Below are 20,615 nucleotides of genomic sequence, written 5' to 3'. Positions count from 1 at the left end.
CTAACCCTATAAAAGTGTAAAAGTATTAATTGCGCTGGGCGAATCTTGCAAGGATACGCAAATCTTCGCCCACTTGCTGAACCTGGTGAAATTGCAAAGTGCGCTGCTGCTTGATATCCGTCAAGGCGGGCAAGGAAAACATGCCCTGCGCATCGCCCAGCAAGGTGGGCGCCAGGTAGACCAGCAACTCGTCGACGCAGCCTTCGCGGATCAGCGAACCGTTCAGTTTGGAACCAGCCTCGACGTGGACTTCATTGCATTGCCGGCGTCCCAGTTCCAGCATCAGCGCGGCCAGGTCGACCTTGCCGGCCGCGTTCGGCAACATGATGACGTCCGCGCCCAGGGCGCGCAGCTGGGCTTCCTTTTCCGGGTTGGCAACAGCCGCCACGATCCACGTGCCGCCGCCAGCAAGGATGCGCGCATCGAGGCTGATGTCGAGCCGGCTGTCGACGACGATGCGGCGCGGCTGGCGCGGCGTCTCGACGGCGCGCACGTTCAGTTGCGGATCGTCCGCCTTGACCGTGCCGATGCCCGTCAGGATGGCGCAGGCGCGCGCGCGCCAGGCATGGCCGTCGGCGCGCGCTGCCGGCCCCGTGATCCACTGGCTTTGCCCGTTGTGCAAGGCCGTCATGCCATCCAGGCTGGCCGCCGTTTTCATGCGCACCCACGGCTTGCCGCGCTGCATGCGCGAGAAAAAGCCGATATTCATTTCATATGCTTCGTCGGCCAGCACGCCCGTGGTGACGGCGATGCCGGCCGCTTGCAGCTTGGCCAGTCCCTGCCCCGCCACCAGCGGATTCGGGTCCGTCATGGCGGCCACGACGCGCCCCAACCCGGCGCGCACGAGCGCATCGGAACAGGGCGGCGTGCGGCCATGGTGGTTGCACGGCTCCAGGGTGACGTAAGCCGTGGCGCCGCGCACGTCGTTGCCGCGCGCTGCCGCATTGGCCAGCGCTTGCACCTCGGCATGATCCTGCCCCGCCGCCTGCGTCACCCCGGCGCCGATCACCTGGCCATCCCTGACGATCACGCAGCCGATGCGGGGATTGGGCGAGGTCGTGTATAAACCGCGCGCCGCCCATTCCAGCGCCAGGCGCATGCCATCGATATCGTTGAGTATTTCCACGGGCTTCTTTGCTTGAAGGTGAGTAATAAGTAAGAGGCAAGTCTTGCTACGAACTGTCGGCCACGCCGCTACAATTGGCCGCTTGCTGCTGCGGGTCGCACACCCGCACCCTGCCCAGCATATTGATTTTAATATGGCGCACCTGCTTTCCCAAAGCCAGGGACAAGGTACCCCAGCGCGCCGCCAGGCTATTGGTCGCGCTGCAACTGCGTCCTGCGCCATTGTAGGCGATATAAAACGGCGCCGTGGCCGATGAAAAAGCGAACTGCGCCGTGATGCCCGCCGGCAGCGGTCCCTGGCGGAACAGCAATTCGTCATCGCCATCGAACGCCAGGTTGGCATTGCGGTCGATGAATATCAGCCAGCCAGTGCGCCAGTCCGTGCCACCGGGCCCGGCCGGCATCAGCAGCACGCGCTGGCCGCGCGCCATCGCCTGTGCCCGCGTCAATTCGATGGCCGAGAACAAGTCGGTGGCCGCCGCGCGCACCTGCTGGCGCGCCAGCACCTGCTGCAGGCTGGGCATGGCAGCGGCCGCCAACAGCGCGGCAATCGCCAGCACGGCCAGCAATTCGGGCAAGGTATGCGCGACGGTGTGCGCGACGGTGTGCCCAATCCGCGGTGGCAGCTTGCGCGTAGCCATGGCCTAGGGCAAGCAATGGCCTATGGCCAGCAATGGCTGGCGGGGCCGCTGCTGCCGCGCTGGCCCGTGCTGCTCAAGGACAGCACGCCGCAATCGGCATCCTGGAACTGCGCATCGACCTTGGCCGTGCCTGGCATGGCACGCAACAGCACGCATTGCCCGATCGTCAAGCCGGGACAGGCAAGCGCCTCGATTTCATACGCACTGCTGGCCGCTCCCCCTGCACCGGACCACCATGGAAACTGCTGCGCCTGCGACGCTGGCGACACCGAGGAAAATGCCAGGTAGCGGTTGTTTTGCGAGTAATAGCGCTCCTGCTGCTGCATCAGGCGCAGCAGGGCCGCCTGCCCCTGCACCCGCTTGGCGCGCACGACATGGCCGTGATAAGCGGGCACGGCCAGCGCCAGCAGCAGGCTCATGATCGCCAGAGCGGCCAGCAATTCGATCAGGCTGAAGCCAGCCGGGTTGACAACAGGAGCGCAACCGTTTGCAGCGGCTCCGTTTCGCCTTATCACCACGCCCATATAAGCTCCCATCTTCGCCGCAACCACCTGCCGATGCGATGCCCCTGCCTGGCCCGCGCCTATTTTTTCTTGGCAGCCTCGTGCAATTCGCGCCAGTTCGCCACTTCGCGCCAGCTGAGACGCCGGGCCGGCAGCGGCGCGCTGACGACCTTGAGCCCGGCCCCGCTGGCCGCGCCCGGCAAGCCAGGTTGCAGCACGGCCAGTTCCTTGCGCCCCTCGGCACGTCCTGCCGCTGTCGCGGGGCCCAACGTGCTGTTCAGTTCCAGCGCCAGCGGCGGCGCGCGCGCCAGGCCATCGAACAAGCGCCCCGTCTGCGCGCCTGCCTGCACGACACCGGCGCCATCGGCGGCAAAGCCGCTCAGCACATCGAGCACGTACAGGCGCGTGGCCGGCTTGGCGCAAGAATCGCGCCCCGGCAGGACAGTATTGAACAGCACCTTGCCGGCAGCCAGCACGGGACTATTGATGCTGCGTTCGCCCGTCTGTGCGGTATTGATAAAATCGAGGAACCAGCCGCGCATGGCATCGCTGCCCGTGTAGCGCAGTTCGGCGCCATCGACGCGCACGCCGCCCACCGCCTCGCCCAGGCTGCGCTGCTCCAGATCGGCCCGGCTGCGCGTGGGCGATGATTCCCGCACATCGTCGTGCACGGCGTAAAACGACTGTGACAGAAAGGTGGCGGGCCAGGTATCGGTCGCTTCGACCAGCTTGCCCGTGCCGAACAGCAGCACATAACCGCCAGCGGGCGCGTACGCCACGCTCAGCTGCTGCGTCACGGGCTGGCGCCTGCCCTGCGCATCACGCGCAACAAAGACGAGCTTGCGCCCCTGGCCATCCTTCCACGGCGGCCCGCCAGCCATGTCAAGGCGCCAGATATTGCCCTGCAAATCGCCCGCATACAGATACGCCAGCGCGCTGTCGCTGCCCGGCACCACGGCGGGCGGGCCCAGCGCGTGGGGCATGACGTCCGTATCCGCCGCGCTGCCATGGCCGCCATCGCCATCGCCACCACTGGCCACGGGCACCTTGAGACGGAAATAATTACTTCCCAACACCCATGGCGTGCCGGGCGCCTTGTCCAGCGCCAGCAGGAAGATGGCAGCGGACGATGCGGGCGCCGTCGTGTCCTTGCCGTCATTCACATGATTGTTGTAGCCGCTGGCGACGATGGCAAAATCGCGGTAGGCTGGCGCCCCATCCTTGCCGCCCATGTTGATGCGGGCAAAGGCGGGCGGCGCGCGTACGTTGCCTATCAGCTTGTCGTCGCGGTCCGTGAACTCCCACATCGCCCCGTCTTGCGCGAAGCGCGCCGGATCGGTAATATCGAGCGCAAACACGCCTTGCGCCCCACCGCCCATGCCCGACACCAGCAGCGTCTTCCAGCGTCCCAGCGCCAGCACTTCCGCCGTGGCCGCGGCGCCGTCGAGCAGCGGGCCAGGGCTGTAGTGAGTGCTCGCAGCGGCGGCAGCCGCGTGCAGCAGCGCTTGCGGCAGATAGGCAAACAATTCGCTGCCCGTGCGCGCATCAAATGCATGCAGCAAGCCATCGTTGGCCCCCAGGTACAGCATTTTCCGGCGCTGCAGCAGCGCCTTGCGGTGCAAGCCATAGCTGCCCCCCGGCATACCCAGCCCCGGCGCGCCCACGTACAGCAAATTGCCATGCGGCGCGGCGCCCAGGCCGCCCGAGCGGCGCCGCAGAAAGCCGCCTGACTGGCCCACCTCGTGCGTACGCTGGCCCAGCAGATACGCCAGGCGCGCCTCCCCTTGTCCATCGCCGCCGTCGAATGCGCCCCGCTGCGCTGCGTCGAGACGCTTCCAGGTCAGCGGCATCAGGGCACCCTTGGCGTCAAGCGTGTAGACCGGGCGCAAGGACGCGGGCGCGCCATCCGGCATGGGCTTATCCTGGCCGCCAGCGCGCCACCATGGTTTGCCGGCAAGCGGTGCGCCATCGGGCCGCATGACAAATGTGGAGCGCGACAAGGTCATGCTGCCATCGGCCAGGCGCATCTGCGTCTGGAACCAGTATGCCTCTTCCGTACCGCTAGCCAACGCCATCAGGGCTGGTCCTGCCAGCGTCGCCGGCAAGCTGCCCTTGTCGGCGGCAGCAAAGGCCGCGCGCAGGCCCGCGATCAGGGCAGCCGGGTCACTGCCGGGCAGGTAATGACCAGGCCAGCGACCATCCAGGCTCCACTCCTCCAAGGCGCTGCCCGCCGCGCTCTTGAATGGGTTGGCGTCGCCGTTCGTATCGAGAAAACCGCCATACTTGGCCGCCAATAACAAGGGAGTAGCGGCGGGAGTGGCTGCAGAGTTGCCGGCCGGGTCGCCCTGGCGCAAGTCGCCCGCATAGTGCTCGACCTTGGCAACGCCGTCATTCTTGCCGCCAGGACGCAGCGCCTGCACATGCGACCAGTAGGCCAGGCCTGCCGCATGGTAGCTGGCGCCGCCCGCCCCGTCGGCCAGCAGTTCCAGCGACGCCAGTTCCGGCCGTGGCGCGGGATTGCCGGGTGCGCCACCGCTTTCCAGGCTGCCCACCGCATGCGTCCAGGCCATCGCGTCAAATGGCGGCGGCGCAAAGCCATCGGCGGCGCGTGCGCGGTCGCCGTTTGATGCGGGAGTCGCCGGGACATTGCCGGGCACGTAGCGGTCGCCCGCCATGCCCGCGTCGCCCAGGCTGATGACGATGTGACGCTGGCAGCTGGCCGTTTGCGGGTCGCTCCATGGCATAACGACCGGCAAGCCATCGTCGACAGCAGGAGCGGTCGTGGCGCTTGCTTGCCGCCCCTGCAGGTAGCGCAGCGATTCGTACAGCAATTCAGCCAGCGGCGCCGCCCCCGCGTACGCGCCGGGATGCCCGAAGTTGCCGCGCCCCAGGCCGTTGATGTAAGCGGTCACCCCGCCGCCAGGCCCCGCAGCTTGGGCCACATACACGCCAGTGGCGGGATTCCACTCGGCGCCGGCATTGTCTTGCGGCAAAAAGTCGGGCGCCATCCAGCGCTGTCTTCCCACGTGGGCCAGCGGCGCGCGCAACACGCCGCCATACACGGCACCGGCACCGGCGCTCACGCCGTTCAAGTGGCCAAACACGCCCACGCGCACCCGACCACCATGGCGCTGCACGGCGCCCACCGGCTTGTGGTTCTTGCCATACGCCAGGCACAAGTCGTCGCGCAGCGGCCCCTCATCTGCATCGCACACGCGCACGCGCGCGAGGAACACGCCGTGCGTGGCAGCAAAGCCGGGCGCGTCGCAACTGCCGCCCGGGGGCAAGCTGGCGTCGCCGAACAGCAGGCGGTTGCGGCAGGAAACGATGGCCAGTTGCGCCAGCGCAAACGGTGTCGCCGCCGCCACGCCTGTCTGCAAGACCTTGCGCGGGAAAAAGACAGGATGGGCAAAGAAGTCGATGGGGCTGTCGGCATCGGGCAGGTAGGCGCGCTGCAGCACCGTCTTGCGCACTTCATCGATGACGCGGTCGCCGCCCGTCAGGGCATAGCGGACGATGTCGAGCATGCTGGTGCTGGCCCAGTTGAGAAAGTTGCCGCTGAAACTGTCGCCGCCGCAACCGTGCAGCGCATCGGCCGGTTTCAGCACGGAGAAGTAAGCGGTCGCTACGCGCAAGTCCGGCAGCATGACGCCATCCTTGCTGCGGTAGGGATAGCTGTAGCACATGCGCGCATGAAAGTAACCGGCGTACTCGCGCTGCGGCGCATACTCGCCGCCGTGCGCAGCCGTAGCGGCCGCATGCGTGAGGGACAGGTTGAGCAGCAGATTCGGCGGCACTCTGGCGCCGTGCAAGCCCGCATCGGCCCGCGCCAGCGTCACAGTGGGAGGGGCAGCGACGGCGGGGCGGCACACCAGGCTGGCCAGGCAAGCCAGCAGCAGCAAGCAGACGGACGACAGCGCCCTCATGGCCCCGCTCCCGCCGCCTCTTTGCGATAATAGCTTTGCAGCACGACTTGCGTGCTTTCCTGCGCGCCAAAACCGATGGCCGTGATGCGGTATATATAACTTTCCGTGGCCAGGCCGCCAGCCACCGCCGTGGCCTGTGCGCCGGGCGGGTGAAACGGCAGCAATTCGATCAGGTAGCGGGGCCGGCGCGACGGCAGGAAACCCTGCCCCGTCTGCATGACGGCACCCGTGAACTGGCCATATGGCACGGCGCGGCTGGCACTTCCCCCTTCGGCGCCATTCAGATCCATGCTCAGCCAGAGCGCCGGCGCCTCCGGGGCTGCGGGCAGGCACAAGCCCAGTGCGCCTCCTTCGCCACAGCCGTCCGCGAAACCTGCCGCACTGCCAGGCGCGAAGAGGCTGCTACGTCCCGGCGCGCCGGGCCAGCCTTCGATATCATTCTGCGCATCCACCAATGCCTCCTCCGCCGCCTGAAACGCGATCTGCCGGTCACGTTCGCCGCGTGCCGCCTTTTCCCCCTGCAAGGCCATCTGCGCCGCCGATATGCCCAGCAGCAAGATGATCACCAGCAGGCACAGCACATACACGAGGGTGGCGCCACGCCGCCTCGCACCGGGCGCGCAACGCGGTATGTACCAGCGGACGCCCCCGCCAGCCATCATGCCACCCGCCTAGGCCGGTCCGTTGCGCAGCATGATGCTTGTCTGCACCAGTTGCCGCAGCCTGGAGCGCGTTGCGGCGGGCAAGGTCGCGCGCGCGATGCGCACGCCCGTGTCGCCGGCGCCGTGCGCCTCGGCATACGCCTTGCCGAACAGGTCGAACTGCGCCGGCCCCAGGTCCGCCATCTTGTCTGCCTGGCCCGCTTCACCATGCAACAGCAGCGCCACGCGCACACTGGCCACGCGCTTCCAGTGCGTGCGGCGGTGCAAATCACGCTGGCGCGCGGCCGCATCCGTACCCGCCAGCAGCAGCGCCGCATCGTCGGCGTCGAGCGCGCTGGCGTTGACATAGCGGTTCGCCACGCCGTCGGGCGGCGTATCCGTGTCGAGGCCATACAGCACCTGGAAGCCGTCAACGCCGCGGATGATGGCGTCCGCGCCCCAGCCGTTTGCGCCCCGGTATTTGCAGCGCAATTCCCCCTCGCCATCGGCGCCCTGCGCCACATAGAAAATGCTCCAGCCCCGCTGCGCCTCCGTTTGCGCGGCACCCACGCCGAAGCCGGCGCAATTGAGCACGGATCCGTCACCGCCCTCTTCCTTCCCGGCGCCGTAATAGCGCAGGGCCAGCACGTCGCTGCCCTGCATGGCGTCGGGCAGCGCGCCGCTGATGCCCTCGCTGTTCTTGCCCAGGCTGCGCGCGTCGAGCCCGGCGACATTCGCACTGTCGTCATCCGCATGGGCGACGGGCGCGGCGCTGCTATCCCAGTTCACATACGCCGTCTGGCGCACGGCGCGGGCGATGGTGTCGAGGGCATAGCGGCCGTTGTCGTCCAGCCGCGCACTGGCGGACTGGTCGCCATAGCTGCCGCTGGCCGCCAGCAGCACGGTGCTGGCGACCAGCATCAGCAGCGCACCCAGCGACAGGGCCACCAGCAATTCGAGCAGGCTCATGCCGCACTGCCGGCACCACGCGGTATGCACGCTGTTCATGCGCCGCCTCCGCCCAGCTGGAATGCCAGTCTGGGCAGCGACTCGTTTGCCGCATTCACGGCGGGCGAGCCATCGGGCAGGCGGGCGCGCCAGCCCAGCTTGATAACGATGGGCGCGCCCTTGCCACCGCTACACGCCCAGTGCAAGCCTTGGGCGGCGGCGTCCCACGCGGGAGCATCGCGGCAGATTTGCAGACGCGCGTCAGGCAAGGCCGCATGCAGCCTGTGCTTCCATTCGGCGATGTCAAATTGCGCCAGTTCGGCCGCGCTGCAGGCGGCAGCACCAAAACAGTCGGGCGCGCCACCGCCAGCTTCGGCGTCGTCCGCCGCCGCGTAGGCCACGTTCAGGTAGGGATTGCCCGTATCGGGGCCATTCATGAGCACGCTATTCGCGCGCATGCGCTCGGCCATGCCGGCGGCCAGTTGCACGCCCGCCGACAACAGCGCCGACTCATGGCGCGCACGCAGGGAGTGCAGTTGCAGGATGCTGGCGCCGAGCAAACCCAACGCCAACAGCAGCAGGGACACGAGCACCTCGACGAGGCTGCTGCCACCCGCAGGAAACATAGTGCGACCGCCATTGCGCATGCGCTACCCCCTTCCGCAGACAGAGTCGCAAGAACAGGCGGCCCAGGTACACGATAGGCGCGCGCAAAAAGCCGGGTCTGCGCTAGCGCAAACAGCAAGGCGATAAAATGAAAAAAACAGCGTTGGGATTGATCAGGCCGCTTGCCAGGCGAACGCTGGCGTGATGAACACGGGGCGCAGAACCGGCCCCATTTTCAATCAGGTGAACAAGAAGGTGAGCGTCAGGGCTTGCTGCGCGCCTGCCCCACTTCGGCAATCGCATCCTGGAACTCGGCCAGGTCTTCGAAATTCTTGTAGACGGAGGCGAAGCGGATGTAGGCGATCTTGTCGAGGCGCTTGAGTTCCTGCATGACGAGTTCGCCGATATAGCCGGAATCGACTTCGCGCAAGCCGCTGGTGAGCAGTTTTTCCTGGATGGAGGCGATGGCCGTATCCACGGAGGCGGCCGCGACGGGACGCTTGCGCAAGGCCAGCATCAAACTGCCGCGCAACTTATCCGCAGCGAACTCCGTCCGGCTGCCATTCTTTTTGACGACGGCCGGCATGATAAGTTCAATGCGCTCGTACGTGGTAAAACGCTTGTCGCATTTGCCGCAGCGGCGGCGGCGCCGAATGGCATCCCCGTCCTCCGATACACGCGTATCGAGAACCTGGGTATCGCCGTGCTGGCAAAATGGACATTTCATGGGCTGGCTACAACTTTATAGTAATAATTACGGGAAATCGCCGCCCCTGTACAAAGGGCGCCCGAATCACTCCGGGCGCCCTTGGGCACGAAGGAATGTGTCATACAGAATCTTACTCTGTATGACACATTCTGGACAAATAATTATGCGTACACCGGGTGCGCGTCGGCCAGCACTTTCACGGCTGCTTTCACGCGCTCAATGGTGGCGGCGTCATGCGGATTGTCCAGCACGTCGGCGATCAGGTTGCCCACTTCTTCCGCTTGCGCTTCCTTGAAACCGCGCGTCGTCATCGCCGGGCTGCCCAGGCGGATGCCCGAGGTGACGAAGGGTTTTTGCGGGTCGTTCGGGATGCCGTTCTTGTTGCAGGTGATGTGCGCGGAACCGAGGATGGCTTCGGCTTCCTTGCCCGTCAGGTTCTTGGCGCGCAGATCGACCAGCATGACGTGCGATTCGGTGCCACCGGACACGATACGCAGGCCGCGCTTAATCAGAGTTTTCGCCAGAACGTCGGCGTTCTTGACCACTTGCTTCTGGTATTCGACGAACTCAGGGCTCAGCGCTTCCTTGAAGGCAACGGCCTTGCCGGCGATCACGTGCATCAGCGGCCCGCCCTGGATACCAGGGAAGATGGCCGAGTTGATGGCTTTTTCGTGTTCGGCCTTCATCAGGATGATGCCGCCGCGCGGGCCGCGCAGCGATTTGTGCGTGGTCGAGGTGACGAAGTCGGCGAACGGCACCGGGTTCGGGTACAGGCCGGCGGCGATCAGGCCCGCGTAGTGGGCCATGTCGACCATGAAGTAGGCGCCAACTTCCTTGGCGATCTTGCCGAAGCGCTCGAAGTCGATCTTTTTCGAGAACGCGGACGCGCCGGCGATGATCAGTTTTGGCTTGCGTTCGCGGGCCAGGCGTTCCATTGCCTCGTAGTCGATGTCCTCTTCCGCCGTCAAGCCATACGACACGACGTCAAACCACTTGCCGGACATGTTCAGCGGCATGCCGTGGGTCAGGTGGCCGCCTTCGGCCAGCGACATACCCATGATCAGGTCGCCTGGTTTCAACATGGCGAAGAACACGCCCTGGTTCGCCTGCGAGCCGGAGTTCGGCTGCACGTTCGCGCATTCGGCGCCGAACAGCTGTTTTACGCGGTCGATGGCCAGTTGCTCGGCCACGTCGACGTATTCGCAGCCGCCGTAGTAGCGCTTGCCTGGGTAGCCTTCGGCGTACTTGTTTGTCAGTTGCGAGCCTTGCGCTTCCATTACGGCTGGCGACGTGTAGTTCTCCGACGCGATCAGCTCGATGTGGTCGTGCTGGCGCGTGTTTTCTTTTTGAATGACGGCGAACAATTCAGGATCGACGTTGGCGAGGGTGTGATCTTTTGCAAACATGTAAAAACTCCAAGTATGAGGGTGCTTGTACTGGCAGGTTGGATCGAATGAGGGGAGCCGGCGTTAATTGAATAACAACATTGGACAGGCAGCCTCTTCGTGCTTTTCCATAGTGGCTACCCAGGCGAACGGCTGATGAAAAATCTCACGTTTCCCGGTGGATGCCCACCTTTCGCCGGTTTGCCGATCGCCATTCATGGAGATCGCCCGACTTTTCGCCAGTCACGTGAGACGTAATGGAAGTCAAATTGTAAGTTAAGTGCCCAAATTGAGCAAGGAATGCAACCGTGCGGCTATAATCGCCGCGCGCAACCATGCCCTGGCACGGCCTGTGGCCGCGCCAGGGCATGGTTGCGCTGCTTAAGCTGGGCTTAAACCTGGCCATGTCATGTAAGCGTATGTTACGAAGCTTGCCATTGCGCCCCCCGGATTTAGAATGCTGCGGTGCAACTTATATGCAGCTTTTGCATGGCTTTCCAGCAAGCGCCCACAGTCACAAGAAGAAAAATCGCGTAAAATGTTGCTCAATCTCACTACTGGCGCAATAAACATGCCTTCAGTCTTTACCTGGAACGTACGTGTCTACTATGAAGACACAGACGCCGGCGGCATCGTCTATTACGCTAACTACCTGAAATTTTTCGAGCGCGCACGCACGGAATGGCTGCGCTCCATCGACGTGGGCCAGCAGGCATTGCTGCAACAGCATGACGCGATGTTCGTTGTCAAAAGCGTCAACGCCGACTATCATGCGCCAGCCAGGCTCGATGACACGGTAAGATTAACCTTAAGCATAGAAAAAATGGGGCGCGCCTCCATCGTTTTCCTGCAACAAGCCTGGTGCGGCGACCGCCTGCTCAACACGGCCCGCGTCAAGATCGGCTGCGTCGATTCGGCCCTGCGCCCGCGCGCCGTGCCTGATGCAGTCGCGGCCCGCATGCGCGCCGCCTGAGCCCTACCCGCCACCCCCGGACAATTCACCCAACAGACTGCCAGCCAATGAACGTTACACAAGATCTTTCTTTCCTCGCGCTCATCTCCAATGCCCATTTGATCGTGCAACTGATCATGGCCCTGCTGCTGCTGATTTCCCTGACCAGCTGGACCTATATTTTCCGCAAGATGTTTGCCGTGCGCCAGGCGCGCAAGCAAACCATCGAATTCGAACGCAGCTTCTGGGCCGGCGGCAACCTGCATGCGCTGCACCAGAACGCCAGCGGCAACCGCGACCAGAGCGGCGCGCTGGCCCGCATTTTTGACGCCGGCATGGGCGAATTCATCAAGGGCAAGGCTTCCTACGGTTCGCGCGAAGCGCTGGACGTCGGCGCCGTGCTCGACGGCGCACGCCGCGCCATGCGCGCCGCCTTCCAGCGTGAAATGGACGTGCTCGAATCGCACCTGGCTTTCCTCGCTTCCGTCGGCTCCGTCTCGCCGTACATCGGCCTGCTTGGCACCGTGTGGGGCATCATGAACGCCTTCCGCGGCCTGGCCAACGTGCAGCAAGCCACCCTGGCCGCTGTCGCGCCCGGCATTGCCGAAGCGCTGATCGCTACCGCCATCGGCCTGTTCGCGGCGATTCCCGCCGTCGTCGCCTACAACCGTTTTTCGCATGACATCGACCGCCTGGCGATCCGCTTCGAAAGCTTCGTCGAGGAATTCTCCAACATCTTGCAGCGCCAGTCGCGCTAAGAGGGAGCAGCGTCCATGGGTTCCTCATTCAATAGCGGCGGCATGCGCGGTGGCCGTGGCCGCAAGTTCAAGTCCGAAATCAACGTCGTGCCGTACATCGACGTGATGCTGGTGCTGCTGATCATTTTCATGGTGATGCCGTCGTCAAACAATCCCAGCGTGGTGAACTTGCCCAACGCGGAAAAGTCGGCCAAACCGCCTGATGACTATATTCAGATCGTGCTGAAACCAAATGGTTCACTGTCGATCGGCGTCATCGGCAAGGAACAGCTGTCGCCGGAAACGGAACCGAACCGCGACGCCCTGCTGCGCAAGCTGCGCGGCTTGCACGAGAGCAATCCAGACTATCCCGTGATGATTGCTGGCGACAAGGAAAGCAAGTACGACGATGTGATCCAGCTCATTTCGGAAGCGAAAAAGATGGGCATTACCCGCGTCGGCCTGGCCACCAAGTAAGCGCAGCACCCCGTTTCCAGACTTGACCGTTTTTAGATAGACTAGACTTTGCAGAACAAACAAATCGACCATGTACTCGGCAAGCCCTACAGCGTGCCGCGCGAACGCAGCCGCTGGCCCTCGCTGGGCCTGGCGCTGGCGATGCACCTTGGGCTGCTGTTTTTCCTGTGGGTGGGCGTACACTGGCAAAATACGGAACCTGTGGCCGTCGAAGCGGAAGTGTGGGATATGAAAGTGCAGACGGCCGCGCCGCCGCCCGAAGTGGCGACGGAACCGGAGCCAACCCCGGCGCCGCCGCCGGAACCGGAAGTGGAACAGCCAGCACCGCCGCCACCGCCGCCGGTGGCAGCGCCCGAGCCGAAGGTTGACTTGCGCGAGGCGGAGATCGCCCTGGAACGCAAGAAGGCCAAGCTGAAAGAAGAGAAGGAAAAAGCGGCAGCCGAAGAGCGCCGCAAGCAGGAATTGAAGGAACGCGAGGAAGAAAAGCGCGAACTGGAAAAGCAGAAGCAGAAAGAAAAAGACAAGGCTGAAAAGCTGGAAAAAGAAAAGGCCGACAAGCTGGAGAAAGCCAAGCAGGCCAAAGAGAAAGAAAAAGCGGCGGAAGAAAAAGCCGAGAAAGAACTGTCCGATAAAAAAGCGGCGGCGGAAAAAGCTGCCAAGGCGAAAAAAGCGGCGGAAGAGAAAAAAGCCGCCGACAAGGCGCGTGACGCGGAAATGAGCCGCATCACGGGCGCGGCAGGCGCCGGCACAACGGGCACGGCCGCGAAAGCGACCGCGCCACGCAAGGACAGCGGCTATGTCGCTGCCCTGACGAGCAAGATCAAGAGCAATATCGCGTACAGCGGTAGCACGGACGTGCCGGGCAACCCGCGCGCCGTGTTCAAGATCGAGCAACTGCCAACTGGGGAAATTATTTCGGTCCGAAAGATTAAAAGTAGCGGCCTGCCGGCGTATGACAGCTCGGTGGAAAACGCCATTAATAAATCGTCGCCACTGCCGAAGAAAAAAGACGGCACCGTGGAACGCGAGATTGAACTCATATTCGAGATGAAGGATTTGCCTAAATGATGACCATGAAAAAAATGAGCTATGTCGTGCTCTGCGCCGGCCTGATGCTGGGAGCATCCGGCGCCCAGGCGCAGCTGCGCGTGGAGATTACGGGGATCGGCAGCAACCAGATCCCGGTGGCTGTCGCCAGCTTCGTCAATGAATCGGCGGCGCCGCAATCGCTGTCGGGCATTATCAAGGCCGACCTGGCGCGCAGCGGCGTGTTCAAGCTGATCGACGCCGATGCGCCCGTATCGGAAACGGCGCCCGTCAGCTATGAGCAATGGAAGTCGCGCGGCGCCGACGCGCTGGCGGCCGGTAGCGTGCAAAGCATGGCCGATGGCCGCCTGGACGTGCGCTACAAGCTGTTCGACACCATCAAGGGGGCGCAGATCTCGAGCATGAACAATGCAGCCGCGCCACAGTTCAACCGCCTGCTGGCGCACAAGATCGCCGATGACATCTATGAGAAGTTGACGGGCGTCAAGGGCGCGTTCGCCACGCGCATCGCCTACGTCACGCAGTCGGGTCGCGAATACCGCCTGGAAATCGCCGACGCCGATGGCGAAGGCATCCAGGTCGCCCTGCGCTCGAACGAGCCTATCATTTCGCCGTCGTGGTCGCCGGACGGCACCAAGGTGGCGTATGTGTCGTTTGAAAAGAAAAAGCCCATCGTTTACGTGCAAAACCTGGTGACGCGCCAGCGCACCATCGTATCGAATGAAAAAGGCAGTAATTCTGCGCCCACCTGGAGCCCGGACGGTTCGCGCCTGGCCGTGGCCCTGTCGCGCGATGGCCATACCCAGGTCTATACCGTCAATGCCGACGGCAGCGGCTTGCGCCGCGTCAGCAACAGCAGCGGCATCGATACGGAACCCCAATTCTCGGCCGATGGGCAAAGCATTTACTTCACCAGCGATCGCAGCGGCGGACCACAAATCTATCGTATGTCGACCAGCGGCGGCGAAGCCAAGCGCGTGACGTTTGGCGGCTCCTACAACATCAGCCCGCGGATTTCGTCCGACGGGAAGACACTCGCTTATATTTCCCGTCGCGACGGCAATTTCCAGCTCTACGCGCTCGACCTGGCTAGTGGCCAGGAACTGCGCCTGTCGGACACCGCCAACGACGAATCACCGAGCTTTTCGCCCAACGGGAAATATATCATGTACGCGACCGAATCCGGACGACGCAAGTCGCTGGCAGTGGTATCGGTGGATGGCCGCGTCAAACAGCGTTTGACTACGCAAGCTGGCAATATCAAGGAACCCACCTGGGGTCCTTTTATGAAGTAAATGCTGTACAGTTTCACCTTTAACCATGACCCGGAGAATAAAAATGAGTAACTTTAAAAGTTTGGCTTTCATCGCCGCTACCGCAGCCCTGCTGTCCGCCTGCAGCACCCCAGTCAAAGTCGCAGAAACCCCAGTGGTTGAGCGCGCTCCTGAAAAGGTCGCAGCTCCAGTTGACACCCGTCAAGTTCAGCCAGTGACGACCGCATCGGTCGATCCACTGGACGATCCAAAAGGCGTGCTGGCTAACCGCAGCATCTACTTCGACTTCAACAAATACGTCGTGCGCGAAGCGGACACCCCAGTCGTGCAAAACCACGCTGGCTACCTGGTGAAAACGCCTAGCCGCAAGATCCTGATCCAAGGTAACACCGATGAACGCGGTGGCGCTGAGTACAATCTGGCCCTGGGCCAGAAACGTGCTGAAGCCGTGCGCAAGTCGATGGCCGCCCTGGGCGTGCCAGAAGGCCAAATGGAAGCCGTCTCGCTGGGCAAAGAAAAGCCTAAAGCACAAGGCAGCAACGAAGCAGCATGGGCAGAAAACCGCCGCGCTGACATCGTTTATTGATGTGCATGGGTGAGCGCAGCAGCATTGACGCTTACCTAACTGGCCAGTCATAGGCATAATAATGGGGCGCAGCGCGGTGATTCACCGCCCGGCGCCCCGTTTGCATGTTTGCGTAACCTTAGAAAGCCCGACTCATGATGACATTCTCGAAAGCCGGCGTCGCCGCCGCCTTGATGGCCGCGTTTGCCTACCTGCCCCTGCACGCCAACGCCGCCCTGTTCGACGACGACGAAGCGCGCAAGGCCATCCTCGAGCTGCGCGCCAAGGTCGACGCCATGGCGCGCGACCTGAACAGCCGCGTCGACGCCAAGGCGGACAAGACCAGCACCTTGAGCCTGATCAACCAGCACGACCAGACCATGCAAGAGATCGCCCGCCTGCGCGGCCAGATCGAAGTGCTGGGTAACGACCTGGCGAATGTACAAAAGCGCCAGAAGGATTTCTACACCGACATCGACGCGCGCCTGCGCAAGTTAGAGCCGCGCCAGGTCACCATCGACGGCCAGGAAGCGGCCGTGGGCGTGTCCGAGCAAAGCGCGTACGAATCCGCGTTCGGCCTGTTCAAGTCGGGCGACTATAAGGGCGCCGTCACGGCCCTGGATGGCTTCGTGAAGCGCTATCCGGAATCGGCCTACGCGGCCAACGCGCAATACTGGCTGGGCAACGCCTATTACGCCCAGCGCGACTGCAAGAGCGCCATCACGGCCCAGCAGGCCGTGCTGAAGAACTACCCGGACAGCCCGAAGGCGGCCGATGCCATGCTCAACATTGCCAGCTGCTACACGGAGCTGAAAGACAAGCCGAACGCGACCAAGACACTGAACGCGCTGATCTCGCGCTACCCGGACTCCAGCGCGGCCCAGGCCGCCAAGGAACGGGGCGGCAAAAAGTAAAAGCGGGGAAAAAGTTGCCCGTTAGGTTTGACAGAATCCCGGGCAACCCCTATAATCTTTCTTCTTCGGGTCGTTAGCTCAGCTGGTAGAGCAGCGGACTTTTAATCCGTTGGTCGCAGGTTCGAATCCCGCACGGCCTACCACGAATACGCAGTACTGATCTGCTTGCGAGTTGTTATAGCAAGCATTTTTTTACGGCACAGTGTTACCGAGGTTGTTGTAAAAAGTTTTTGGGTCGTTAGCTCAGCTGGTAGAGCAGCGGACTTTTAATCCGTTGGTCGCAGGTTCGAATCCCGCACGGCCTACCAAATACTTCAGAAAAGCCAACCGTTCGCGGTTGGCTTTTTTGTTTTTCAGCGACATCACTTGCACGGGATGCCATCGCTGACACAAATCAAACACCCCACCACTTGCGATACACCTCTGTCGGACTGTCGTATAATCAGATAATCATGAACGCCCCCCTATCCTCGACCACGTCCGAATTTGAGACAGCGGAAGCAGCCGAAACCTATAACCACTGGTTTCGCGCAAAGGTATTGGCATCACTAAATGATGACCGCCCAGCCCACCCACATGAAACAGTCATGGCGAAACTGAAGAAAATCGTGGCAGTCCAGCCTGATGACCATGCTGCCGATTCTATGGAAGGCTGAAGCGCAGGAAGATTTGACCGCGATCCTCACTTACATCGCGCAGCGCAACCAGCCAGCAGCACTTCAGCTTTACAACGATATCGACAGCGCTATTTCACAACTTCCAAATCATCCTCACCTATACCGGATTGGACGAGTTATCGGCACGCGTGAACTGATTGCCCATCCAAACTATGTCGTCGCATATCGCGTTGAAGCAAGCGCGATAGAAATTCTTGCCGTCATGCATACACGGCAACCATATCCTTAAGCCCCCCCGGCATATCGGAAACCAGTCCTTAACGCGACACCAACACCGGCCTCCCGGCCAGATGCGCCACCACATTGCCCATCACCCGCCCCAGCGGCAGCTCCACCCAGCGGTAAAACGCGGCGCCGGCCGCCACGCTGGCGCCCCAGGCTGTCAGCATGCCCAGCGCTTGCCACTCCGGCTCCAATGGGACATAGGTGATAAACAGCGCATTCACCAGCAGGCTGACGGGGAAGTGGACGAGAAACACGGCATACGAGATGCGCCCCAGAGCATTGATGATGTTCCAGGCGCCACCCTGGGACGGCGTGCGGGCGCGGCCGAACAGGAACAGCGCGCAGGCGACGATCAGGGCCAGGGCGATGCGGCTGCGATAGTCGACGGCCAGGGCCAGCAGGACGGGCACGGCGGCCATCGCCATGAGAACGCTCATGGCACCGGGTTTGCGGGCCGGATCGCTGGCCCACCAGGCCAGCATGCCGAGGCCATAGCTGCCGAAGAAATACGGCGCCCAGTTGTCCCAGTCCGCATCGAGATTGAAATACAGCAGGGAAAAGGTAATGCCCACGGCGACGGCCAGGGGCATTACCCAGCCCATGCGCCGCTGGCCCGCCAGGCGGCCGCCCAGCCACAGCAGCGATACCGTCAGCAGGTACAACTGGAAATCGATGGCCACGTACCAGGCGCCGGCCGACAGCGATTCATAGCCCAGCACGCCGTGCAGCAGCAAGGCATGGGCGCTCAGCTGGCCCAGGGTAACGGCGGCTGACATGGAATCGTGCAGCATCCAGATACCGGCCAAGGGCGTAATGACGGCGGCGAGCAAAGTGGCGGCCAGGAAAGGCGGCGCCAGTTTGGCATAGCGGCGCCAGATGGCTTGTAGCGGAGTGGCAATGCCGGGGTTGCCGGCAGGCGAGAGGGATTTGGCGACGAGAAAGCCGCCGATGACGAGAAACACTTGCACGGCGATGCGCGCGCTGCCGCCCAGCCAGTCCAGCAGCTCTGGCCACAAGGGCTGCACGTAGTCGGACATGGGTCCGTAAAACGCCAGGTGGTGCAACACGATCAATTGCGCCGCGCCTGCTTTTAAACCATTGATCCAGCCAAACTGCGGACGATTTGCCTGATCCGCCTGTGCTACCACCGCTGCTGCCGTCATTCCCATCCCTTGCCATGCCAGGTAGTGTCGCCAGCCCATCGCGCAACAGGCGCGCGGCTGAGGATTTACCGAAAGGCCGACATGATAGCCGAGCCTGGCAGAAGGTGGGGCACGGCAGGCGCTAGTCGTCCTGTCTGCCTGCCTGCCTCGGGCACCAATGGCTGCTGCGCCAGGATAGCGTCCAGCAAGCCGGGGAAACGGCTCTCGATATCGGCGCGGCGCAGGGTGTTCATGTGCGTCGTGCCTGCGTTTTCCGTGTAGACGAGGCCCGCTTCGCGCAAGACCTTGAAATGGTGGGAGACGGTCGACTTCGGCCGCCCGCCATCGAGGTCGCCGCAGGCGGCCGCATCGACGCGGGCCAGGTGGCGCACGATGTCGAGGCGGATGGAATCGCTCAAGGCATAGAGCACGCGCTCGAGCACGAATTCGCTGGCGGAGGGATGTTTATGTGGACGCATGTGCAGAATCATACAGCATGCGCTATACTAATTCCATTATTCGAATATTTACGAACTATCGAATCAGTATTTCACCCTATCTCCACCAACAAACAAAAAGGCCACCATGTCCGCCCTCTTCCAGCCCTACACCCTCAAAGACATCACCCTGCGCAACCGCATCGCCGTGCCGCCGATGTGCCAATACATGGCCGTCGATGGCCAGGCCAACGACTGGCATCTGTCGCACTATGCGGGCATGGCGCGCGGCGGCGCGGGACTGGTGATCGTCGAAGCGACGGCCGTAGCGCCCGAAGGCCGCATCACACCCGGCTGCACGGGCATCTGGAACGATGACCTGGCGCAAGCCTTCGTGCCCGTCGTGAAAGCCATCAAGGCAGCCGGCTCCGTGCCCGGCATCCAGATCGCCCACGCGGGGCGCAAGGCCAGCGCCAACCGCCCATGGGAAGGCGATGACCATATCGCTGAAGGTGATACACGCGGCTGGCAAACCATCGCCCCGTCCGCCATCGCCTTTGGCGGCGGCCTGCCGAAAGTGCCGCGCGCCATGGACCTCGACGACATCGCCCGCGTGCGCCAGAACTTCGTCGACGCGGCTGTGCGCGCCCGCGAAGTGGGCTTCGAATGGCTGGAACTGCACTTCGCCCACGGCTACCTGGCGCAGAGCTTCTTTTCCGCCCATTCGAACCAGCGCGACGATATCTATGGCGGCAGCGTGGAAAACCGCAGCCGCTTCCTGCTGGAAACATTGAAAGCCGTGCGTGCCGTATGGCCCGAGCACCTGCCGCTGACGATCCGCTTTGGCGTGCTGGAATTCGATGGCCGCGACGAGCAAACCCTGCTCGAATCGATAGCCCTGGTGCGCCAGTTCAAGGATGCGGGCATGGATATGCTCAGCGTCAGCATGGGTTTTACCATTCCCGACGTCTCGATTCCGTGGGGTCCGGCCTTCATGGGCCCGATTGCCGAGCGCGTGCGCCGCGAAGCGGGTGTGCCCGTCTCGTCCGCCTGGGGCTTCGGCACGCCGGCCCTCGCCGAGCGTGTCGTCAAGGAAGAACAGCTGGACGTGGTGATGGTCGGCAAGGCCCACCTGGCCAATCCGCACTGGGCATACTTTGCCGCCAAGGAACTTGGCGTCGAGCGCGCCTCGTGGACCCTGCCGGCGCCTTACGCGCACTGGCTGGAACGCTATTGATCATCCTTGACCATCGCCGGATGCCCCTCCGGGGGTAGTTCCGGCAGGAACAACAGGAAGACCAGCCCCGATAGCAGCAATGGTACGCTGCTGGCGCCTGAACGCCGTGCGCAATTCGTCGGACAGCACCGGCGCTCGCTCGGGGATGGGCAGGTCTTCGCGGTAGGCATGGGATCATAGATAGGTAGACTATCTACCAATATGAGACCGCGCATGAGGGCTACGCGAGGCTTTTTTTCCGCCCGTATCCCGCCCAGCCCTTCCCAAAACCGCCGTTGGCCGTCATAATAGCCGCCCTTGGGTCGTTAGCTCAGCTGGTAGAGCAGCGGACTTTTAATCCGTTGGTCGCAGGTTCGAATCCCGCACGGCCTACCAAGAATTTGCAGTGCGTTTGCATGCCGTCATGGCGAGCACGCACCGCACAGTGTTACCGCAGCAAGTAGTCAA

20 protein-coding genes, 3 tRNA genes, 1 pseudogene and 1 riboswitch are annotated in these 20,615 nt (G+C 63.0%); of the genes and pseudogenes, 13 read left to right on the top strand and 11 right to left on the bottom strand.

What is annotated here, in order from left to right; genetic code table 11:
• Positions 1-25 precede the first annotated feature (25 nt).
• The 9 genes from ribD to glyA all read right to left on the bottom strand — a co-directional run bounded on the left by ribD (position 26) and on the right by glyA (position 10,505).
• Entirely contained in the window at positions 26-1,126 is a 1,101-nt protein-coding gene (ribD, locus tag ACQ4WS_RS14620) for a bifunctional diaminohydroxyphosphoribosylaminopyrimidine deaminase/5-amino-6-(5-phosphoribosylamino)uracil reductase RibD (protein WP_436477339.1), read from the bottom strand.
• Positions 1,127-1,172: 46 nt separating this feature from the next.
• Entirely contained in the window at positions 1,173-1,766 is a 594-nt protein-coding gene (locus tag ACQ4WS_RS14615) for a GspH/FimT family pseudopilin (RefSeq protein WP_436477337.1), read from the bottom strand.
• Between the two features lie 20 nt (positions 1,767-1,786).
• Positions 1,787-2,290, bottom strand: a complete 504-nt coding sequence (locus ACQ4WS_RS14610) for a type IV pilin protein (RefSeq protein ID WP_436477379.1) — start codon at positions 2,288-2,290, stop codon at positions 1,787-1,789.
• A gap of 59 nt (positions 2,291-2,349) precedes the next feature.
• Positions 2,350-6,195, bottom strand: a complete 3,846-nt coding sequence (locus tag ACQ4WS_RS14605; RefSeq protein WP_436477335.1) for a PilC/PilY family type IV pilus protein — start codon at positions 6,193-6,195, stop codon at positions 2,350-2,352.
• Positions 6,192-6,857, bottom strand: coding sequence for a pilus assembly PilX family protein (locus tag ACQ4WS_RS14600; protein ID WP_436477333.1), 666 nt, complete (start codon positions 6,855-6,857; stop codon positions 6,192-6,194). The genes ACQ4WS_RS14605 and ACQ4WS_RS14600 overlap by 4 nt, the downstream gene beginning before the upstream one ends.
• Positions 6,858-6,866: 9 nt before the next feature.
• The gene (locus tag ACQ4WS_RS14595) at positions 6,867-7,844 is read right to left on the bottom strand and encodes a PilW family protein (RefSeq protein ID WP_436477331.1); all 978 of its coding nucleotides are present in this window, start codon (positions 7,842-7,844) and stop codon (positions 6,867-6,869) included.
• Complete coding sequence (gene pilV / locus ACQ4WS_RS14590; protein WP_436477329.1) at positions 7,841-8,410, bottom strand: type IV pilus modification protein PilV; 570 nt, start codon at positions 8,408-8,410, stop codon at positions 7,841-7,843. Before pilV ends, ACQ4WS_RS14595 begins: the two co-directional genes overlap by 4 nt.
• 242 nt (positions 8,411-8,652) lie before the next feature.
• The gene (nrdR, locus tag ACQ4WS_RS14585; protein ID WP_102122546.1) at positions 8,653-9,117 is read right to left on the bottom strand and encodes a transcriptional regulator NrdR; all 465 of its coding nucleotides are present in this window, start codon (positions 9,115-9,117) and stop codon (positions 8,653-8,655) included.
• Between the two features lie 143 nt (positions 9,118-9,260).
• Positions 9,261-10,505 carry a serine hydroxymethyltransferase gene (gene glyA, locus ACQ4WS_RS14580; protein WP_116743599.1) on the bottom strand — a complete coding sequence of 415 codons (1,245 nt, stop codon included), beginning with the start codon at positions 10,503-10,505 and terminating at the stop codon, positions 9,261-9,263.
• 111 nt (positions 10,506-10,616) lie between these two features.
• Positions 10,617-10,741: riboswitch (ZMP/ZTP riboswitch) on the bottom strand.
• A 314-nt stretch (positions 10,742-11,055) separates the two neighbouring features.
• On the opposite strand from glyA, the gene ybgC reads away from it, so the two are divergent.
• The 11 genes from ybgC to ACQ4WS_RS14525 all read left to right on the top strand — a co-directional run bounded on the left by ybgC (position 11,056) and on the right by ACQ4WS_RS14525 (position 17,356).
• Positions 11,056-11,457 (top strand): tol-pal system-associated acyl-CoA thioesterase, encoded by a 402-nt coding sequence (ybgC, locus tag ACQ4WS_RS14575; RefSeq protein ID WP_436477326.1) that lies wholly within the window; start codon positions 11,056-11,058, stop codon positions 11,455-11,457.
• A gap of 47 nt (positions 11,458-11,504) precedes the next feature.
• On the top strand, positions 11,505-12,194 hold the full coding sequence (gene tolQ / locus ACQ4WS_RS14570; RefSeq protein WP_034759183.1) for a protein TolQ: 690 nt from the start codon (positions 11,505-11,507) through the stop codon (positions 12,192-12,194).
• Between the two features lie 15 nt (positions 12,195-12,209).
• Positions 12,210-12,650 (top strand): ExbD/TolR family protein, encoded by a 441-nt coding sequence (locus tag ACQ4WS_RS14565; protein ID WP_223278896.1) that lies wholly within the window; start codon positions 12,210-12,212, stop codon positions 12,648-12,650.
• Between the two features lie 48 nt (positions 12,651-12,698).
• Complete coding sequence (gene tolA, locus ACQ4WS_RS14560; protein WP_436477324.1) at positions 12,699-13,718, top strand: cell envelope integrity protein TolA; 1,020 nt, start codon at positions 12,699-12,701, stop codon at positions 13,716-13,718.
• Positions 13,719-13,723: 5 nt separating this feature from the next.
• Positions 13,724-14,992, top strand: a complete 1,269-nt coding sequence (tolB, locus tag ACQ4WS_RS14555) for a Tol-Pal system beta propeller repeat protein TolB (RefSeq protein ID WP_436477377.1) — start codon at positions 13,724-13,726, stop codon at positions 14,990-14,992.
• 43 nt (positions 14,993-15,035) lie between these two features.
• Positions 15,036-15,557 carry a peptidoglycan-associated lipoprotein Pal gene (gene pal, locus ACQ4WS_RS14550; protein WP_436477322.1) on the top strand — a complete coding sequence of 174 codons (522 nt, stop codon included), beginning with the start codon at positions 15,036-15,038 and terminating at the stop codon, positions 15,555-15,557.
• A 134-nt stretch (positions 15,558-15,691) separates the two neighbouring features.
• Complete coding sequence (ybgF, locus tag ACQ4WS_RS14545) at positions 15,692-16,450, top strand: tol-pal system protein YbgF (protein WP_436477320.1); 759 nt, start codon at positions 15,692-15,694, stop codon at positions 16,448-16,450.
• 67 nt (positions 16,451-16,517) lie between these two features.
• Positions 16,518-16,593 (top strand) — tRNA-Lys (locus ACQ4WS_RS14540).
• Between the two features lie 89 nt (positions 16,594-16,682).
• Positions 16,683-16,758, top strand: a tRNA-Lys gene (locus ACQ4WS_RS14535).
• Between the two features lie 144 nt (positions 16,759-16,902).
• Entirely contained in the window at positions 16,903-17,106 is a 204-nt protein-coding gene (relB, locus tag ACQ4WS_RS14530) for a type II toxin-antitoxin system RelB family antitoxin (protein WP_436477318.1), read from the top strand.
• Complete coding sequence (locus ACQ4WS_RS14525; RefSeq protein WP_436477316.1) at positions 17,075-17,356, top strand: type II toxin-antitoxin system RelE/ParE family toxin; 282 nt, start codon at positions 17,075-17,077, stop codon at positions 17,354-17,356. The genes relB and ACQ4WS_RS14525 overlap by 32 nt, the downstream gene beginning before the upstream one ends.
• Before the next feature lie 28 nt (positions 17,357-17,384).
• Here ACQ4WS_RS14525 and ACQ4WS_RS14520 read toward each other — a convergent pair whose 3' ends face one another.
• Both ACQ4WS_RS14520 and ACQ4WS_RS14515 read right to left on the bottom strand, forming a co-directional pair.
• Positions 17,385-18,515: an acyltransferase family protein gene (locus ACQ4WS_RS14520; RefSeq protein WP_436477314.1), complete on the bottom strand. Its 1,131-nt coding sequence runs from the start codon at positions 18,513-18,515 to the stop codon at positions 17,385-17,387.
• A gap of 164 nt (positions 18,516-18,679) precedes the next feature.
• A pseudogene (locus tag ACQ4WS_RS14515) lies at positions 18,680-18,973 on the bottom strand (ArsR/SmtB family transcription factor); the annotation flags it as partial.
• Between the two features lie 106 nt (positions 18,974-19,079).
• Here ACQ4WS_RS14515 and ACQ4WS_RS14510 point away from each other — a divergent pair.
• Together ACQ4WS_RS14510 and ACQ4WS_RS14505 are read left to right on the top strand one after the other, a co-directional pair.
• A complete protein-coding gene (locus ACQ4WS_RS14510; RefSeq protein ID WP_436477312.1) occupies positions 19,080-20,168 on the top strand; it encodes an NADH:flavin oxidoreductase/NADH oxidase in 1,089 nt (362 codons plus the stop codon).
• Between the two features lie 299 nt (positions 20,169-20,467).
• Positions 20,468-20,543, top strand: a tRNA-Lys gene (locus ACQ4WS_RS14505).
• Positions 20,544-20,615: the final 72 nt, after the last annotated feature.

Source organism: Janthinobacterium leeuwenhoeki (genome assembly GCF_051380795.1).
Taxonomy (GTDB): Bacteria; Pseudomonadota; Gammaproteobacteria; order Burkholderiales; family Burkholderiaceae_D; genus Janthinobacterium.
This window is presented reverse-complemented; position numbering and strand designations above follow the sequence as displayed.

Excerpts from the sequence above, each read along its gene's own strand:
- ACQ4WS_RS14615 (WP_436477337.1), bottom strand. The coding sequence starts at position 1,766 with ATGGCTACGCGCAAGCTGCCACCGCGGATTGGGCACACCGTCGCGCAC.
- ACQ4WS_RS14610 (WP_436477379.1), bottom strand. The coding sequence starts at position 2,290 with ATGGGCGTGGTGATAAGGCGAAACGGAGCCGCTGCAAACGGTTGCGCT.
- ACQ4WS_RS14605 (WP_436477335.1), bottom strand. The coding sequence starts at position 6,195 with ATGAGGGCGCTGTCGTCCGTCTGCTTGCTGCTGCTGGCTTGCCTGGCC.
- ACQ4WS_RS14600 (WP_436477333.1), bottom strand. The coding sequence starts at position 6,857 with ATGATGGCTGGCGGGGGCGTCCGCTGGTACATACCGCGTTGCGCGCCC.
- ACQ4WS_RS14595 (WP_436477331.1), bottom strand. The coding sequence starts at position 7,844 with ATGAACAGCGTGCATACCGCGTGGTGCCGGCAGTGCGGCATGAGCCTG.
- pilV (WP_436477329.1), bottom strand. The coding sequence starts at position 8,410 with ATGTTTCCTGCGGGTGGCAGCAGCCTCGTCGAGGTGCTCGTGTCCCTG.
- nrdR (WP_102122546.1), bottom strand. The coding sequence starts at position 9,117 with ATGAAATGTCCATTTTGCCAGCACGGCGATACCCAGGTTCTCGATACG.
- glyA (WP_116743599.1), bottom strand. The coding sequence starts at position 10,505 with ATGTTTGCAAAAGATCACACCCTCGCCAACGTCGATCCTGAATTGTTC.
- ybgC (WP_436477326.1), top strand. The coding sequence starts at position 11,056 with ATGCCTTCAGTCTTTACCTGGAACGTACGTGTCTACTATGAAGACACA.
- tolQ (WP_034759183.1), top strand. The coding sequence starts at position 11,505 with ATGAACGTTACACAAGATCTTTCTTTCCTCGCGCTCATCTCCAATGCC.
- ACQ4WS_RS14565 (WP_223278896.1), top strand. The coding sequence starts at position 12,210 with ATGGGTTCCTCATTCAATAGCGGCGGCATGCGCGGTGGCCGTGGCCGC.
- tolB (WP_436477377.1), top strand. The coding sequence starts at position 13,724 with ATGAAAAAAATGAGCTATGTCGTGCTCTGCGCCGGCCTGATGCTGGGA.
- pal (WP_436477322.1), top strand. The coding sequence starts at position 15,036 with ATGAGTAACTTTAAAAGTTTGGCTTTCATCGCCGCTACCGCAGCCCTG.
- ybgF (WP_436477320.1), top strand. The coding sequence starts at position 15,692 with ATGATGACATTCTCGAAAGCCGGCGTCGCCGCCGCCTTGATGGCCGCG.
- relB (WP_436477318.1), top strand. The coding sequence starts at position 16,903 with ATGAACGCCCCCCTATCCTCGACCACGTCCGAATTTGAGACAGCGGAA.
- ACQ4WS_RS14525 (WP_436477316.1), top strand. The coding sequence starts at position 17,075 with ATGACCATGCTGCCGATTCTATGGAAGGCTGAAGCGCAGGAAGATTTG.
- ACQ4WS_RS14520 (WP_436477314.1), bottom strand. The coding sequence starts at position 18,515 with ATGACGGCAGCAGCGGTGGTAGCACAGGCGGATCAGGCAAATCGTCCG.
- ACQ4WS_RS14510 (WP_436477312.1), top strand. The coding sequence starts at position 19,080 with ATGTCCGCCCTCTTCCAGCCCTACACCCTCAAAGACATCACCCTGCGC.